Here is a 15565-nt window from a genome sequence, read left to right on the forward strand (position 1 = left end):
ACGCGAGAGGTTCTTTTGATTGACGCTGCTTCTTCCTATTTTTAAGTATGGATATGCACAAAGCAACGGAGAGGACGAAGCAATTCCGGAAAAGCGGAGCGTTCGCCTTTGGCCCGAAGGGTCAACAGCGATTGTAGGTATGCTTCGTTCTCGGAGTGCCTTAGAACACCAACAAGGAACTCTCCAGATCAACGAACCTTCTGAGATTCCCCCCATCTCCTTAGGTGGTAGCACGCTCAATAAGCTCAACCGGCAGCAGATTCACAGGCTCTACAGCCTCTCCCTCCGCCTGTTTGCGAATCAGCTCAACAGCCAATTTGCCGATCTCCGCGATCGGTTGTCTTATGGATGTCAACTCTGGTGTTACCCAGGATGCAACGCTTACATCATCGAAGCCTACAATGCGCACATCCCCCGGCACACGTCTGCCTGCGCGCATAAATTCTTTCATGGCAACAGCGGCAATAATATCACTCGTTGCAAAGACTCCGTCAACATCCGGATGTTCGTGAACAAGCTGATGGATGATCCGTTCGTATTCCTTCTGGGCGAACACGTTCAAATCCGTTTCCACAATTACATGCTGTACACCATGCCTGTCCACGACATCCCGGAACGCATCAGTCCGCTTATTGGACAGCATGTTCAGCTCCAGATTTCCGCATATATGGGCAATTTTCCGGCATCCTTTGCGAATAAGCAGCTCCGTAGCCAGTTCACCGCCGTGGTAATTGTCTGAAGATATGTACGGAATATGCGGATCAATCTGCCTGTCAAACGTCACAATCGGAGAGTTCAGATGACGGTACTCATCCACTTCCAGCGTATGGCTGCCCATAATGATGCCATCTACCCGGTTGCGCTTCAGCATGTCGATATACACTTTTTCCTTAACAGGGTCCATATGTGAATTGCACAGCAGAACCTTGCAATCATGCTGATAAGCGTAATACTCCACCTGATTGGCAAGCTCACTAAAGAAAGGATGTGCGACATTCGGAATAATCAGGCCGATAATATTGGACTGCTTGCGCAGCAGTGAACGTGCTATTTCATTCGGCTGGTAATTAAGCTCAGCCATTGCGTCAAATACTTTTTTGCGGGTCGCTTCACTGAGATATCCCCGGTTATTCATGACACGGGATACGGTGGTGACAGACACACCCGCTTTTATAGCCACATCGTGAATTGTTGCCATATTAACCTCTTTCCGCCCAAAATAAAATACATACAAAACTATACTCTCTCCACTCCGCTTATACAACCTTACTTATCATTACTTACACAGAACGGTTGCTTTTTCCTGCAATTTTATTACTCCGGGAGACAGATAACATGGCAGCGCCTCGGCTTTGGTTTCAGGACTTAGAGGGGTATATTAATATGACATAAGGTGACATCATTAAGGGTTATCATTGAAGGCAGATCAACGAAAGGAGTCACAGTTATGAAACCTTTACATGGAAAAGTAGCTTTGGTGGCTGGCGCAACACGCGGTGCCGGCAGAGGAATAGCCATCGAATTAGGAGCAGCGGGAGCCACGGTATATGTGACAGGACGAACCACGCGAGCACAGCGCTCCGAGTATAACCGCCCCGAAACGATTGAAGAAACGGCCGAGCTGGTAAATAGTGCAGGCGGCAGGGGAATAGCCGTTCAAGTAGATCATCTGCAGCCTGATCAGGTTCAGGCTCTGATCGAAAGAATTGAGAAAGAACAAGGAAGACTGGATATCCTGGTCAATGATGTGTGGGGTGCCGAATATTTGGCACAATGGAATGTGCCCCTGTGGGAGCACTCGCTTGAACGGGGGCAGCGCATGCTTCGGCTCGCCGTGGACACGCATATTATTACGAGCCACTTTGCCCTGCCTTTGTTAATCCGCAGCAAGAATGGGCTGGTTGTTGAAATGACTGACGGCACGGCAGAGTACAATGATCAAAATTATCGCATATCGCTGTTCTACGATCTTGCCAAGTCCACTGTTATTCGAATGGCCAAGGCTTTAGCCCATGAGCTTGCGCCATTTAACTGCACCGCGGTAGCATTGACCCCGGGTTGGATGCGTTCTGAAATCATGCTTGAGCATTTTGGTGTTACAGAAGAAAACTGGCGTGACGTTATTGTGAAGGAACCGCATTTCGCCATATCAGAAACACCCCGTTACGTGGGACGCGCCGTAGCTGCGTTAGCTGGAGACCCGGATGCAGCACGGTGGAACGGCCACTCTGTCTCAAGCGGCCAGCTCGCACAGGTGTATGGTTTTTATGATCTAGATGGCTCACAGCCGGACTGCTGGCGTTATCTCGTAGAAGTACAGGATGCAGGCAAACCAGCGAATACTGCGGGTTATCGCTAATTTTACAAGTGATCGAAAAGAAATTTCTTACAGGTGTCTTGAGAAGGGAAAAGTTGTTTCCAACTGTAATTATCTCTGGTATGGTTAATAAAGTGCATGAATACTATTGGCGGCCGAATTCGGCCGCCATTTGCATTAGAATATCATATCTCGAGGTAAGTATGACCTTAATGCTTTCAATCCTTACTCCTGTGCAGGGAGTAACAGGGCTAAACCATATGTCACATTCTACGAGCTTCCCTTTCAATCCATACTCCCGTGTAGGGAGTAACACCGGACTTGAAGGGGTTATATCCGACATTCAATATCTTTCAATCCATACTCCCGTGCAGGGAGTAACACCGGACTTGAAGGGGTTATATCCGACATTCAATATCTTTCAATCCATACTCCCGTGCAGGGAGTAACACCGGACTTGAAGGGGTTATATCCGACATTCAATATCTTTCAATCCATACTCCCGTGCAGGGAGTAACATGACAAACGCGTGGCCTTCCTGCAGGAGCTGGAGCTTTCAATCCATACTCCCGTGCAGGGAGTAACTCGTGTTCAACGGTCATGTACCGCTCTTCGATCAGCTTTCAATCCATACTCCCGTGCAGGGAGTAACCACGCTTCAGCAGTTTGCTTGAAAGTCACTATCGGAATCTTTCAATCCATACTCCCGTGCAGGGAGTAACTAGAGACACAATTGCATATTTCTACATCGCCAATCTTTCAATCCATACTCCCGTGCAGGGAGTAACTATGGAATCTAACAGTTGTGTCGTAAGGTATGCACTTTCAATCCATACTCCCGTGCAGGGAGTAACTTCAAGACTGGAAGATAAAATTCGGTAGGAGTCATCTTTCAATCCATACTCCCGTGCAGGGAGTAACCGTTTCCATGGGTAATTCTTGTTTCAGGAGCGAACCCTTTCAATCCATACTCCCGTGCAGGGAGTAACACGGCTTCCGGTTTGCGATTAAATAATGGGATGCTACTTTCAATCCATACTCCCGTGCAGGGAGTAACATCAAAAAAGTCTCAGACAAGTACAGCATTCCGGGATTCTTTCAATCCATACTCCCGTGCAGGGAGTAACGGGGACAGTCATTCTCCAAGCGGGAATGTGGATTCTTTCAATCCATACTCCCGTGCAGGGAGTAACAGCGGGCTGTTTTAGCCCTTGTTCCATAAGGGTTTTGGGGCTTAAAAGTGCGAACCCCGAATTTGATAGCATGTAGAAGAAGGCCATTTTTAAGAAAAGCCGCGAGAAAGTCGCTTAAAACCTGGCGGTGCGAATCTCCCGGGGATTTCATGTGGGCTTGGGGTTCGCACCCAGCCTTCTATAGACTGGATCCCTAGCAGGCGTTTTTTCTATTTCCCAGTTAAGCTTCCAACTCAGGCAACGGCCATAATACGGCATGCTTCGGCACAGCGGCGGCACGCTTCCGCACACTGCTGGCAATGCTCGTGCTGGTGCTTGCCACATTCGGCTGCGCAAGCTTCGCAGATTCGGGCACACAAGGCGCAAATTTCCGCCGCAAATTCTGTTCCGCGTCCCAGCGCTTGTGCTGTATAGGAGCAGATTTCCGCGCATTCACGATCCAAACGGATGCATTCCCGCAGCATTTCCAATTCATATTCCTTCAAGCTCGCTACATAACATACGTTGCAGGCGTTCATGCATTCAAGACATGCTTCGATGCACTTCTCTATGGAATGGTTCATGCTCTGGTACCTCCCGATTGTTAAATTGACCTTGTTTTTTCTTTACCCGTTCAAGCGGAGCGCTAATCAATATAGTTTTTTTCGGCAAGCAAGTATCAATTCACCGGCGAAGCCTCCAAAGCGGACAATCTCTGCCTCATTTCTTCCTTGTCAAAATGCTCTCCGATAAATACGGCCACATCCTGCACTTCGCCCTGCGGGCTGATTTTCATAAAATCCGATTCCCGGTAGGCATACTGGAACAGGAATCTGCCGCTCGTATCATTGAATGTCAAAATCCCTTTGGCACGGTACACATCACGTGGCAGCTCCCGCAGCAGCTTTTCAAATTCCACACTGTTGACTGGCCCTGCAAAATAGTGGGTGTACGCCATCACATGTGCATGTGAATCATGGTGCTCATGCTTGGTTTGCTCCTGGCTGTCACTGCAGCTGCAGGACTGCCCGTGGTCATGTCCGCAGGACTTGGCATGATGGTGCTGCGCCTGACTCCTCTGCGCTTCCCTCAGCTCAATGCCAGCTTTATCTGCATTCAGCAGGCTCTCCAAAGAGACATCACATTGAACCGCCTCCAATACCGACACATAAGCGTTCCATTGGCGCAGCAGTTCGTTTAGCTTGGCGCGGGCCTCTTCACCCACCCGGTCTGTTTTGTTCAAAATCAAAAGCGATGCGCACCGGATTTGCTCCTGCATCAGCCGGTAGGTTTTGCCCCGCTGCTCCTGATACAGGTCATATAAATGTAGGGCATCCACGACCGTAATCAACTCGCGCAGCTCCAGCCGGACATACAGCGAAGTTTCGGACACCCCTTCCAGAATATCCATCGGATCGGCTGCTCCAGTGGCCTCAATGATAATGACGTCCGGAGCCTCCTTTTGCACCAGCTCAGCCAATTGAAGACTGAGGTCTCCCCTGATGGAGCAGCAGATACAACCTCCAAGCAGCTCTGCCGTCGGGACCTGGGAATCCAGCAGCTGGCCGTCCAAATTCACCTCTCCCAGTTCATTCATGACGACCGCCGGGCGTTTGCCCTCAGCGCGAAAAGCGGCCAGCATCCGCTGCAGCAATGTCGTTTTTCCGCTTCCCAAAAAGCCTGATAGTATGTAAACGGGTACTGACTGTTCCATAACAACCTCCTGTGAAGCTAAATCTGTATATCGAGCTCTCAAATATTTGATGAAAAGTTAATGTAACGAGTGTACTATAACCGAAAGCCGGGAACAAGCTGCGCTCCTCTGCTGCAGCCTAAGTTGATATCGAGGGCGGCAACTCCTATTATTGTAATGAGTGCAAATGTTCACTGAGCTTACAAGGAGGTATATTCATGAATTCAACCGTCGAGGAACACCGCCGTGAAGCGCCGGATGAAGTGGCTTGCATGGTCGTTACCGTATCCGATACCCGAACGGAAGAGACAGATACAGGAGGCCAACTGTTAAAGCAGCTGCTGACGGAAAACGGATATAACGTGGTCAAGTACGTAATTGTAAAGGACGATTACGAAGGCATCCGCCAATTGGTGTTTGAGGCGTCAACATCCCATGAAATTGAAGCGGTGCTGCTGACAGGCGGGACAGGCATTTCACCGCGGGACACCACCTATGAAGCCGTTGCTTCACTGCTGAATAAGGAGCTGCCTGGCTTTGGGGAAATTTTTCGCTATTTAAGCTATACGGAGGATATCGGGCCTGCGGCCATTTTGAGCAGAGCGATTGCTGGCACAGTAGGACGAACCGTTGTTTTCTCCATGCCGGGATCTCCCAAGGCCGTCAAGCTTGCCATGGAACGCATCATTATCCCGGAGCTGCGCCATGTCATGCGGGAAATCTACAAAGCCTGATGCTTCCGTGCTTGTTGATTGCGGCGGATTCTTTAGGCGGACTAAGCAGCTAATCTCAGTTCGCCTTTCACGCGCTGTAAGTAGTATTCCCTTACATATCATTTGTGAGAAGAAACAGCTGCAGCAGAGAACATAATGTCCCGGACTGCTTCTACTTTTACTTGGACTATCCTATCCTTTGATCCTTTATGATAGCAATGCCTCATTTTGCAATCTCGCCATAATTTCGTTAACGGTTTCTTCAGGGGGTCAATTCAGACGAGTCTAACCAAAGTCCAATGCGGGGTGTTTCATTGCGCAGTACATTGTCCAGCCCTTCAACACTCCAAGCACCGTAGCCTTTTTTTACACGACCGGCCTCCCTTAATGCAACAGCTTCAGGGTTTGGACAAAGCACCACGGCATAAAAAGGGCTGTTCTTGATATAAGATACAAAATCGTTCAGCACGGAGCCAACGACGACATCCTGTACTACAACGGTAAACCCTGCTTGAACATACATCTCTGCGGCTTGTGCAGCCAGCCTGTACCGCAGCCGCAGCTGATCCAGTTCATCAGTCCCCGCGTCCGGCTGAATTTCTTTGCGATCATTTACAATCATTCTTCGAAAAATATCTCCCCGCAGGTGCACCGATTTCCCGAACCGTTCGGATAGCATCTGCGCTACGGTTGATTTCCCGCTTGCCATGATCCCGGTAATTAATATAATACTGGGGTATTCTGTCGGCATACAATTATCGCTCCTTTCTTGTCCCCCATATTATACAAATAAAAACAGCTGATTTAATGACGAACTTGGAAATTTTTTTACCGTACCGCTTTCCTGTCTTATGACAGCTGGCGAAAAAGCTAAAAGGCACCTGACCCATATCGGGCAGATGCCTTTAAATATAATTGCGTATTATTCGTCATGCTCTGGTTCTGCAGCCATATAGCTGTCAATCATCTTTTGCTTCAGCTCCCATGCCTTCTGGCTGATATTCACGCGGTAAATCTCCGGATTCAGCTTGCGCAAATATTGCGGCCAGAACAGAGCGAGCTGCTCGCGGTGGTAGCTGCGGATATCATCAAGCGACGGCAGATCGTAGACCTGCTCCCCATCCACGAAGATCGGCTCCAGCATCGGGATGGCGTCATAATTGGCGACATACTTTTTCAGATAAGGATGCACAGGATTGAACAGCTTCAGCTTTTTGCCGTTACGCGGACGATCTTCGTCCGGGAATGAAATATAATCGGCCACGGCCTTTTTGGTCTTCTGATCGACGATCCGGTAGACATCCTTTTTACCAGGGGTGGACACTTTCTCCGGATTGGCGGAAATTTTGATCGTCGGCACCATTTCCCCGTCCTGTTCCCGCTCCACCAGCTTGTAAACGCCGCCCAGGGAAGGCTGGTCCGAAGCGGTGATCAGCTGGGTGCCTACTCCCCAGGTGTTAATGCGTGCACCTTCCGCTTTAAGGTTGAAGATCGTGTTCTCGTCCAGATCGTTGGAAGCAACAATCTGGACGTATTCCAGCCCCGCTTCATCCAGCATGTGGCGCGCCTGAATGGACAGATAAGCCAGATCTCCGCTGTCGAGACGGATGGCTTTCATGCGTTTCCCCTGCGCCTCCAGCATTTTGGCCGTTTTAATGGCATGGGGCAAGCCGCTCTCCAATGTATCAAACGTATCCACCAGCAGCGTAACCTGATCCGGCAGCACCTTCGCATAGGCGTCAAACGCCTCCTGCTCGGACATAAAGCTCTGCACCCAGGAGTGGGCGTGCGTGCCTGCCGTCGGAATTCCGAACCGTTCACCGGCCAACATATTGGAGGTGGCGTGGAATCCCGCCACATATGCGGCACGTGCGCCCCATACGGCGGCATCCGCTTCCTGGGCGCGTCGGGTGCCGAACTCAAGCAGCATGTCCCCATCGGCCACCTGTTTGATCCGTGAGGCCTTGGTCGCAATCAGCGTCTGGTAGTTCATAAAATTAAGCAAGGCCGTTTCAACCAGCTGTGCTTCCATAATCGTGCCTTCCACTCTTACCAGGGGCTCATTAGGAAATACAAGAGCCCCTTCCTTCATGGAATGGATCGTTCCGTGGAATTTGAATTGGCGCAGCTCCTCCAGGAAGCGTTCATCATACTGCTCCTCCTGCTTCGCCAGATAACGGATATCCTCTTCGGTGAACTTTAGGCTGGAAACGTAATTTACAATCCGTTCCAGACCGGCGAATACCGCATAACCGTTTCCGAATGGAAGCTTGCGGAAATAAGCCTCAAACACTGCACGGCGCTGGTGTGTGCCATTAGCCCAATGAGCGTACATCATGTTAATCTGATATTTGTCCGTATGTAAAGCAAGACTGGTCTGCATCGTTCTTCATCCTTTCTCCTATCCCCGGCTGCTGTGTTCACTCTCTGCTGAGTAATACCGCTCAGCGCTTCAGAAGATCTTCTTCCGCCGATACGACGCGCGCGCCAAGGCTGCCGCTGAAATGTCCCAAGGCCCATTCATGGCCTGCCTGGTTAAAACTTGCCACCGCATCTTTATAAACCGTAATATCAAAGCCTTTATTATAAGCGTCCACTGCCGTATGAAGCACACAAATATCGGTGCATACTCCGATCAGATGAACCTCGGTTATGCCCCGTTCCCGCAGCTTTGGCTCCAGTGGCGTACCGCAGAATGCGCTGTAACGGGTTTTATCCATCCAGAAAACCGATTCCTGATTGCGTTCATACACCTGCTGCAGCTTGCCGTACAGCAGACGGCCTGACGTGCCCCGGATATTATGGGGCGGAAAAAGCTTCGTCTCAGGATGGTGCGGGTCCCCTTCCTCGTGAAGGTCCACAGCCATGACCACGAAATCACCCTGATCGAGGAAGCGCTGTGTAATATCAGCGATCCGCTCATCCAAATCTATCGCAGGCTGGCCAACAGGCAGGCTTCCGTCCACAAAATCATTCGTATAATCAATAACAATCAATGCTTTCATAGCTCCCACTCCCCATGATTGATTTCATGTGTATATGGACAACCGCGGAATCGTTCTGTCGCTGAATCTGTACAGCTGCGCAGGCCGCTGTGAATACTGATTGGAGCTGAGCGGATTGCCCTGCTCATCCCTCACCTCTTCCAGAATGCCCTGTCTGCTGCGGGTGGACGTAATTTTGCGGATAAAGTTGGGCTCTTCAAAATCCGGCACAACACTCTGAATGACCTGATACAGCTCCCCGAGCGTAAAATGAGGCGGCAAAAACTGCTTTGCTATCGTCGTTTGCAGCATTTGCAGCTGAATCTGGCGGTAAGCATCCTGAATGATCTCTTTATGGTCAAAAGCCAGCTCCAGCTCCTCAAGCGCCTCCTGAATGGTGAACAGACCGACTTCGGAAGCATCGTCCGCCGCCTGCCGCTCCTCCAGCATCCATTCCTCCACCAGCGCAAAAAACGCATGGGATATAATCCAACCCCGCGGATCACGGCCAGGCTTGCTGTATACACCCAAATATTCCAGATGCCCACCATCGACGCCCGTTTCTTCCATCAGCTCGCGTTTGGCCGCTCCTTCAATCGACTCGTTTTCCCGGCAAAATCCGCCCGGCAGCGCCCAGCGTCCCTCGAACGGCCAGCGGCGGCGTTTGATCAGCATGACCTTCAGCTCGCGGATCGGCAGCGTTTTGGTTACAGTCTTCCGTTCCCGCTTCGTCAGAGTAAACATAACGATGTCTGCGGGGGCTCCGTCCGGAGTTCTGTATTTCTTCACATCATAGCCGGCTTCTTGCCCCAATTCCTGATCGTTATTTGCACTCATCGTCATCACCATATTATATCATTTTGATATTTTCATTATGAAGTAATAATGTGAAATGTCAAGCCTGTTATTTTGAAGAGCTGCTGCGCAGCACCCGGAAGGTGGCAGTAGCCATACAGCCTAGCGTGCCCTGTTCGTCATGGATATCCGCTTCCGTTGTGATCGTCCGGCCTGCTTCGTGGATGACCCGTGCTCTTACCTCCAGCTTTCCTTTATGCATGGCAGACAGAAAATGCACATTCAAATTCGTTGTTACACATGCATCCTGAGCGCGCACTGAAGTTGCAGCCATGCCCATCGCCTGGTCCATCAGGGAAGTGAGCACACCGCCATGAATGATGCCCATGGAATTCGTATGCTGCTCTCTCGCCTCGAGGCCGATCCGAATCTCCCCGTTCTCGGCACTCAGAAAGCGGCAGCCCAGAAAACCCCAAAATGTATTCTCCCCTTCTTCAATCATCTTACGCAGTACGTCCATGCTGTTTCTCTCCTTGTCTAAAAAATGCAAATGGCAAAAAAGGCACGGAAGCATATGCTTCCGCACCTGATATCAGGTTAGTCACTGCAGCTGGAGGAAGGTGAATCCTTGCCTGTCTCCACACTCACTTTTTCCGATACGGTGTCGCGGATGGCCCCCATGATCATCTGAAGCAGTTCGTTGATCTCCACCTGGCTCTGCTGAAATTCAGTCACGACAGGGATGCCGTCAAGCTCTGCCTGAAGCTGTTCGATCTCCTGTTCAATTTTCGACACCATTGCTGTATTTTTAAGCGATTCGAAAGCTACGATTTCCTTCTGCTTTTTCTTCATGGCAGCAATCAGCTGCTGTATGCGCTGATGGTTTTTGACCTTGTCTTCCGCCTTCCGGAAATGCTGCACTTCCTCGCTGTTCTGAAGCAACTGGGCCAGCTCTTGCGTTTTATGCAAAATATCCTGGCGAAAGACCGGATATTCCTGATCGTTCTTCGCCGGATTCAGCACATCTTCCTGCACTCGATCTTCCCTCACAGTCTATCGCTCCAATCTGTTGATCTTTAGGATTCCACAGCTACCGGTTCGGCAACCATTTCACCTTTGATATACCAGGTCATTACATCCGTGATTTTAACATGCACGAAAGTGCCGATGAGATCCGGCGTACCGGTAAAATGAACGAGCTTGTTGGTTCGGGTACGACCCGCAAGCACCTTGTCGTTGTTTTTGCTTTCACCCTCAACGAGCACTTCCACGATCTGCCCGCGCAGCTTCTCGTTAGCGTCGCGGCTGTATTCGGCAATCGTGTCGTTCAGACGCTGCAGACGCTGCTTTTTAGCCTCCATGGGCACATTATCTTCCATAACGGCCGCAGGTGTTCCTTCACGTGGAGAGTAAATAAATGTATAGGCTGAATCAAAACCAACCTCCCGCACAAGCGACAGCGTATCTTCAAACTGCTCATCCGTTTCACCCGGGAAGCCAACGATAATGTCTGTTGTAAGCACCACATCCGGGATAGCCTGTTTGATTTTCCCCACCAGTTCAAGGTAATGCTCACGGCTATATTTACGGCTCATTTTCTTCAGCACTGCACTGTTTCCGGATTGTACCGGCAGATGGATATGCTCCACCAGATTGCCTCTTTTCGCCAGCGCTTCAATCAGGCGGTCGTCAAAGTCCCGCGGATGCGAAGTGGTGAAACGAATGCGGGGAATATCGATTTTGTTGATATCGTCCATCAGATCACCGAAGCCGTATTGGATATCCGTAAAATCTTTACCGTACGCGTTAACATTCTGCCCCAGCAGCGTAATTTCTTTAAAGCCTTGACGGGCAAGCTCCCGCACCTCGGCAATGACGTCATCCGGACGGCGGCTCCGTTCTTTGCCGCGGGTAAACGGCACGATGCAATAGGTGCAGAACTTGTCACAGCCGTACATAATGTTCACCCATGCCCGCATGCCTTCACGCTTCTTGGGCAGGTTTTCGATAATGTCGCCTTCCTTGGACCATACCTCAACGACCATCTCTTTGCTGAACAGCGCTTCCTTGATCAAATGAGGCAGTCGGTGGATGTTATGGGTGCCGAAAATCATATCCACAAAGCCGTGTTTCTGCAGGATACGATTGACAACCGCCTCCTCCTGCGACATGCAGCCGCAGACCCCAAGCAGCATATCGGGCTTTTCAGTTTTGAGATGCTTCAGATGGCCGAGCTCGCCGAACACCTTGTCCTCCGCATTCTCCCGAATTGCGCAGGTGTTCAGCAAAATCAGATCCGCCTCTTTCCGGTCTTCTGTTGAAGAGTAGCCCATCTGTTCAAGCATACCCTTGATTGTCTCTGTATCATGCTCATTCATTTGGCAGCCATAGGTGTAGACGATATACTTTTTCCCTTTGCCAAGATGTTTGAGCTCTTCGGGCACGGCATGTTCATAAAGCACATTGATGTTTTCCTTGCCGCGCTGTTTCTCCTGACGATGGTTCGGCTCCGATAGGATATTGATTTCCCGACCGCGGATGCGTATCTTTTTGCCATTCTCATCCTCTGAAATGACTTTTGCGTCAGAAAAATCAAAATATTTCGAGTAGTCTTTCGTTTCTTTGGCCATACGGCGGATCACTCCTAATCCGATCTATTCCACGCTTACAGCGCTTATATTATACAAATAGGCATTACGCTATATTATAACATGAGTTGAACGGCTTAGCCATGGCAGGCGGACACAGCGGCTGCAGGCCAACCTCGCGGGGACGCACATCCTCAAAACCAACTAAAAAAGATCCAGCCCGAAGGCTGAATCTCTTATCGAAAGCTAGCTATTATTCAACGATTTCCGCAGAATCGCCATTCTTCACGCCGGCTGCGTTCGCTTCATCCGTATCAATATGCATGTCCAGCGCAAAGGAATCGGATACACGGGCCAGCACGTTTTCGAACACCAGGCCGCGTTCGCCGCCTACACGCACTTTCAGCAGCTGCTTGTCCTGAATGCCCCATTTCTCGGCATCCGACGTATGGAAGTGAATATGGCGGGCAGCCACGATCACACCTTTGTCCAGTTCAAGCTCACCTGCCGGTCCTTTGACCGTAATGCCAGGCGTGCCATCGATTTTGCCGGATTCGCGCACAGGCGCTTTTACACCCAGAGCGAAAGAATCGGTACGGGAAATTTCAAGCTGGGACTCAGGACGTGCCGGGCCCAGAATACGAACAGTTTCAAACGTGCCTTTAGGGCCGATGACCGCAACGGTTTCATTGGCAGCGAACTGTCCAGGCTGGGACAGGGGCTTGAATTCAGTCAATTGATAACCTGCTCCGAACAGAGCCTCAATGTGTTCTTGTGTCAGGTGAATGTGGCGCCCGGAAACGCCTACAGATACGATTTTACTCATCGTGTGTCACTCCTTTTTCTCTATAACAATCCATGCAAACCTATGCCATTATACTCCTTTTTGCAAAAGAAAGAAAACCGGATTGCACAAATGTTCTCTAAACTGTCGCTTTTGCCAGCCAGTGCTTGGAAGCCTATTTGCGCATTCCGGTGTTTTAGCTGCTAATTTCGTTGTTTCGGGAGATTTTCCTGTAAGTAGGATACAGCGCTGCCGCACAACCACCTTTTCACCAGCTCTTCTGGGAAGTGTTTCAGCAGCAGCTCTGTCAAAGCTGGATAGCAGCCTGGATGCTCCAGTCCGATAACATGCTCCTTAATGCCGTCAAAGTCCGAACCGAACATGATATGCTGCGCCCCTCCCAAAGCACAGATATGCTCCAGATGGTTAAGCAAGCGGTTCATAGGAGGGCTGCCCTTCTCCTGCAAAAACATCGGCACAAAGGTTAACCCGATCCTTCCGTTTCGGATGATCAGCGCTTTGATTTGTTCATCGTTTAAATTTCTTGGATGTGGAAAAACAGCCGCGGCGTTGGAGTGCGATGCAATCGGCGGCCGTGCGCTTTGCTCCATGACCTCCCAAAAGCCTTTTTCACTTAAATGCGATACATCCAGCAGCAGGCCCAGCTCATTGCAGCGCTGCACCAGTTCTCTTCCCTTGTTGGTCAGCGCTGCGTTTCTCCGCTCCATTACACCGTCCGCAGCCCAATTGGCAAAGTTCCAGGTTAATCCGATAAACCGGACTCCCAGCGCAAAGCATAAATCGGCATAAAACGGATTGCCTTCGAGTCCGTCCACTCCTTCCAAGGAGAGCAGTCCCCATATATCCCGGCGGTCAGACTGCGCAATTTGTTCCGCTTCCTCACGCCAAAGCAGCGCCTTTAGCTCTCCCTCCGGACCGGCTATTTTTTCCCTGAAGATTTGAATCTGCCGGGCAACATGGTCTATTCCCGGGTTTCCCGCCCCGGCAGGTATATAGATTGCAAACGTCTGCAGCTTCACTCCCCCCGCTTGCAGTCTCTTGTGTGTCACATCCAGCTCCGGATGATTGAAATCGAGCGCGGAGTTTAGCATCATCTTACTCAATACGTCACAATGAAAATCGGCTACCTGCCACGGTTGATGAAAGGTTGTCATTACAAAAAATCTCCTTTCCCTGAGCTCAAATCAGAAAACAAATAAAAAAGCCTGTTTACAGATCAAAGATCGTAAACAGGCTTATAAGCAATCCCTCGATTATCTTGGTTCCACAATAAGTTTGATTGCGGTGCGGTCTTCTCCATCGATCACAATATCTGTAAATGCAGGAATACAAATCAAATCCACCCCGCTAGGCGCTACAAATCCCCGGGCAATGGCTACTGCTTTGATTGCTTGGTTGAGTGCACCCGCTCCAATCGCCTGCAACTCAGCATTACCGCGCTCACGCAGGACTCCAGCCAATGCGCCGGCAACGGAATTGGGATTGGACTTTGCTGATACTTTTAATACTTCCATAGTAAGTACCTCCCCTGGGAATATGATGATGGTTTGATTCCACTAGTAGATGATATTCGAGGGGCTGCAAAAAATTCCTGCTTTCTGGAAATATATTTTAACGGCAGTGCGCTTGTGGGTCAGTCCATACGCCACTCATCTTCCTTTAGCCGTATTTTTTCAATCCTACGAGCTTTGCCGTCTTCATCATTCAGCTCCACACATACAGCATGAAAATGCCATTTGCCATTATCGACCTGAAAGCGGACGGGCAGTTGGGTTTTGAACTTGCGTAGAACAGCTTCCCTCTCCATACCAAGGATGCCTTCCCACGGCCCAACCATGCCCACATCCGTCTGGTAGGCCGTTCCCTGCGGCAGAATCGTATCATCATTGCTCTGTACATGTGTATGCGTGCCAACCACGATTGAAGCCCGTCCATCAAGATGCCAGCCCATGGCGATTTTTTCCGAGGTCGCTTCCGCGTGGAAATCAACAAGAATATGCTTGTGCTTCCGCCGCAGTTCGTCTACAATCTCATCCGCAGCCCGGAACGGGCAATCGATGGCCGGCAAAAAGGTCCGTCCCTGCAGGTTGACAAGAGCCAGCTCTTTCCCGCCTGAACGCACAACTGTATATCCCAGGCCAGGTGTTCCCGGCGGAAAATTCGCCGGTCTGATCATTCTCGGTTCATCATCGATAAACTCGAAGATCTCCTTGTTATCCCACGTGTGATTTCCCATCGTAATGCCATGAACGCCCCAGTCGAAAAACTCTCTGGCAATGGCTCCGGTGATCCCCCTTCCGGCGGCCGCATTTTCTCCATTAACAATAATAAAGTGGGGCTTGTATTTTTCCTTCAGAAAGGGAAGATTCTCCTTCAATGCTTTTCTGCCGACGTTTCCTACAATATCTCCTATGAATAGTACGTTGATTTCAATTCCTCCTAACCAGATTCACATATCCTATATCTATATTTTAACACATGAAAAGTGGCCCACACGG

Annotated in this window: 15 protein-coding genes, 1 pseudogene and 1 CRISPR repeat array; of the genes and pseudogenes, 2 read left to right on the forward strand and 14 right to left on the reverse strand. The window is 50.1% G+C overall.

The genetic code is table 11. From position 1 onward, the window contains the following. Positions 1-220: 220 nt before the first annotated feature. Positions 221-1198, reverse strand: coding sequence for a LacI family DNA-binding transcriptional regulator (locus ACI1P2_RS04255; protein WP_355317158.1), 978 nt, complete (start codon positions 1196-1198; stop codon positions 221-223). 249 nt (positions 1199-1447) lie between these two features. On the opposite strand from ACI1P2_RS04255, the gene ACI1P2_RS04260 reads away from it, so the two are divergent. Then, positions 1448-2359 carry an SDR family oxidoreductase gene (locus ACI1P2_RS04260; protein ID WP_355317160.1) on the forward strand — a complete coding sequence of 304 codons (912 nt, stop codon included), beginning with the start codon at positions 1448-1450 and terminating at the stop codon, positions 2357-2359. Between the two features lie 173 nt (positions 2360-2532). Beyond that, positions 2533-3510: a CRISPR direct-repeat array (repeat unit 32 nt; unit sequence CTTTCAATCCATACTCCCGTGCAGGGAGTAAC). Positions 3511-3743: 233 nt separating this feature from the next. Here the strand turns inward: ACI1P2_RS04260 and ACI1P2_RS04265 are convergent. Then, the gene (locus ACI1P2_RS04265) at positions 3744-4073 is read right to left on the reverse strand and encodes a four-helix bundle copper-binding protein (protein WP_355317162.1); all 330 of its coding nucleotides are present in this window, start codon (positions 4071-4073) and stop codon (positions 3744-3746) included. A 95-nt stretch (positions 4074-4168) separates the two neighbouring features. After that, on the reverse strand, positions 4169-5203 hold the full coding sequence (locus tag ACI1P2_RS04270; RefSeq protein ID WP_355317164.1) for a CobW family GTP-binding protein: 1035 nt from the start codon (positions 5201-5203) through the stop codon (positions 4169-4171). A gap of 197 nt (positions 5204-5400) precedes the next feature. On the opposite strand from ACI1P2_RS04270, the gene ACI1P2_RS04275 reads away from it, so the two are divergent. Next, a complete protein-coding gene (locus ACI1P2_RS04275; protein WP_355317166.1) occupies positions 5401-5916 on the forward strand; it encodes a MogA/MoaB family molybdenum cofactor biosynthesis protein in 516 nt (171 codons plus the stop codon). A 186-nt stretch (positions 5917-6102) separates the two neighbouring features. On the opposite strand, the pseudogene ACI1P2_RS04280 reads toward ACI1P2_RS04275, so the two are convergent. The 11 genes and pseudogenes from ACI1P2_RS04280 to ACI1P2_RS04330 form a co-directional block, all read right to left on the reverse strand. Beyond that, positions 6103-6646, reverse strand: a pseudogene (locus ACI1P2_RS04280) (AAA family ATPase). A 171-nt stretch (positions 6647-6817) separates the two neighbouring features. After that, positions 6818-8278: a nicotinate phosphoribosyltransferase gene (locus ACI1P2_RS04285; protein ID WP_355317168.1), complete on the reverse strand. Its 1461-nt coding sequence runs from the start codon at positions 8276-8278 to the stop codon at positions 6818-6820. Between the two features lie 61 nt (positions 8279-8339). Further along, positions 8340-8900, reverse strand: coding sequence for a cysteine hydrolase family protein (locus ACI1P2_RS04290; RefSeq protein WP_355317170.1), 561 nt, complete (start codon positions 8898-8900; stop codon positions 8340-8342). Positions 8901-8924: 24 nt separating this feature from the next. After that, positions 8925-9716, reverse strand: coding sequence for an NUDIX domain-containing protein (locus ACI1P2_RS04295; RefSeq protein WP_355317172.1), 792 nt, complete (start codon positions 9714-9716; stop codon positions 8925-8927). A 67-nt stretch (positions 9717-9783) separates the two neighbouring features. Further along, the gene (locus ACI1P2_RS04300; RefSeq protein ID WP_355317174.1) at positions 9784-10194 is read right to left on the reverse strand and encodes a PaaI family thioesterase; all 411 of its coding nucleotides are present in this window, start codon (positions 10192-10194) and stop codon (positions 9784-9786) included. A gap of 77 nt (positions 10195-10271) precedes the next feature. Next, positions 10272-10724, reverse strand: a complete 453-nt coding sequence (locus tag ACI1P2_RS04305; RefSeq protein WP_408976129.1) for a RicAFT regulatory complex protein RicA family protein — start codon at positions 10722-10724, stop codon at positions 10272-10274. Positions 10725-10750: 26 nt separating this feature from the next. Further along, entirely contained in the window at positions 10751-12304 is a 1554-nt protein-coding gene (gene miaB / locus ACI1P2_RS04310) for a tRNA (N6-isopentenyl adenosine(37)-C2)-methylthiotransferase MiaB (protein ID WP_355317176.1), read from the reverse strand. A gap of 211 nt (positions 12305-12515) precedes the next feature. After that, positions 12516-13088 (reverse strand): phosphate propanoyltransferase, encoded by a 573-nt coding sequence (gene pduL / locus ACI1P2_RS04315; RefSeq protein WP_355317178.1) that lies wholly within the window; start codon positions 13086-13088, stop codon positions 12516-12518. A 161-nt stretch (positions 13089-13249) separates the two neighbouring features. Continuing rightward, positions 13250-14221 (reverse strand): dipeptidase, encoded by a 972-nt coding sequence (locus ACI1P2_RS04320; RefSeq protein WP_355317180.1) that lies wholly within the window; start codon positions 14219-14221, stop codon positions 13250-13252. Between the two features lie 99 nt (positions 14222-14320). Then, positions 14321-14581, reverse strand: coding sequence for a stage V sporulation protein S (locus ACI1P2_RS04325; protein WP_019005392.1), 261 nt, complete (start codon positions 14579-14581; stop codon positions 14321-14323). A gap of 119 nt (positions 14582-14700) precedes the next feature. Next, on the reverse strand, positions 14701-15495 hold the full coding sequence (locus tag ACI1P2_RS04330) for a TIGR00282 family metallophosphoesterase (protein WP_355317455.1): 795 nt from the start codon (positions 15493-15495) through the stop codon (positions 14701-14703). Between the last annotated feature and the right edge of the window lie 70 nt (positions 15496-15565).

The sequence above is a fragment of the Paenibacillus jiangxiensis genome, from assembly GCF_046098255.1.
GTDB classification, from domain to species: Bacteria; Bacillota; Bacilli; order Paenibacillales; family Paenibacillaceae; genus Paenibacillus; species Paenibacillus jiagnxiensis.

What these genes read in the sequence shown, in the direction of transcription:
- ACI1P2_RS04255 (WP_355317158.1), bottom strand. Translation starts at nt 1,198, where the DNA reads ATGGCAACAATTCACGATGTGGCTATAAAAGCGGGTGTGTCTGTCACC.
- ACI1P2_RS04260 (WP_355317160.1), top strand. Translation starts at nt 1,448, where the DNA reads ATGAAACCTTTACATGGAAAAGTAGCTTTGGTGGCTGGCGCAACACGC.
- ACI1P2_RS04265 (WP_355317162.1), bottom strand. Translation starts at nt 4,073, where the DNA reads ATGAACCATTCCATAGAGAAGTGCATCGAAGCATGTCTTGAATGCATG.
- ACI1P2_RS04270 (WP_355317164.1), bottom strand. Translation starts at nt 5,203, where the DNA reads ATGGAACAGTCAGTACCCGTTTACATACTATCAGGCTTTTTGGGAAGC.
- ACI1P2_RS04275 (WP_355317166.1), top strand. Translation starts at nt 5,401, where the DNA reads ATGAATTCAACCGTCGAGGAACACCGCCGTGAAGCGCCGGATGAAGTG.
- ACI1P2_RS04285 (WP_355317168.1), bottom strand. Translation starts at nt 8,278, where the DNA reads ATGCAGACCAGTCTTGCTTTACATACGGACAAATATCAGATTAACATG.
- ACI1P2_RS04290 (WP_355317170.1), bottom strand. Translation starts at nt 8,900, where the DNA reads ATGAAAGCATTGATTGTTATTGATTATACGAATGATTTTGTGGACGGA.
- ACI1P2_RS04295 (WP_355317172.1), bottom strand. Translation starts at nt 9,716, where the DNA reads ATGAGTGCAAATAACGATCAGGAATTGGGGCAAGAAGCCGGCTATGAT.
- ACI1P2_RS04300 (WP_355317174.1), bottom strand. Translation starts at nt 10,194, where the DNA reads ATGGACGTACTGCGTAAGATGATTGAAGAAGGGGAGAATACATTTTGG.
- miaB (WP_355317176.1), bottom strand. Translation starts at nt 12,304, where the DNA reads ATGGCCAAAGAAACGAAAGACTACTCGAAATATTTTGATTTTTCTGAC.
- pduL (WP_355317178.1), bottom strand. Translation starts at nt 13,088, where the DNA reads ATGAGTAAAATCGTATCTGTAGGCGTTTCCGGGCGCCACATTCACCTG.
- ACI1P2_RS04320 (WP_355317180.1), bottom strand. Translation starts at nt 14,221, where the DNA reads ATGACAACCTTTCATCAACCGTGGCAGGTAGCCGATTTTCATTGTGAC.
- ACI1P2_RS04325 (WP_019005392.1), bottom strand. Translation starts at nt 14,581, where the DNA reads ATGGAAGTATTAAAAGTATCAGCAAAGTCCAATCCCAATTCCGTTGCC.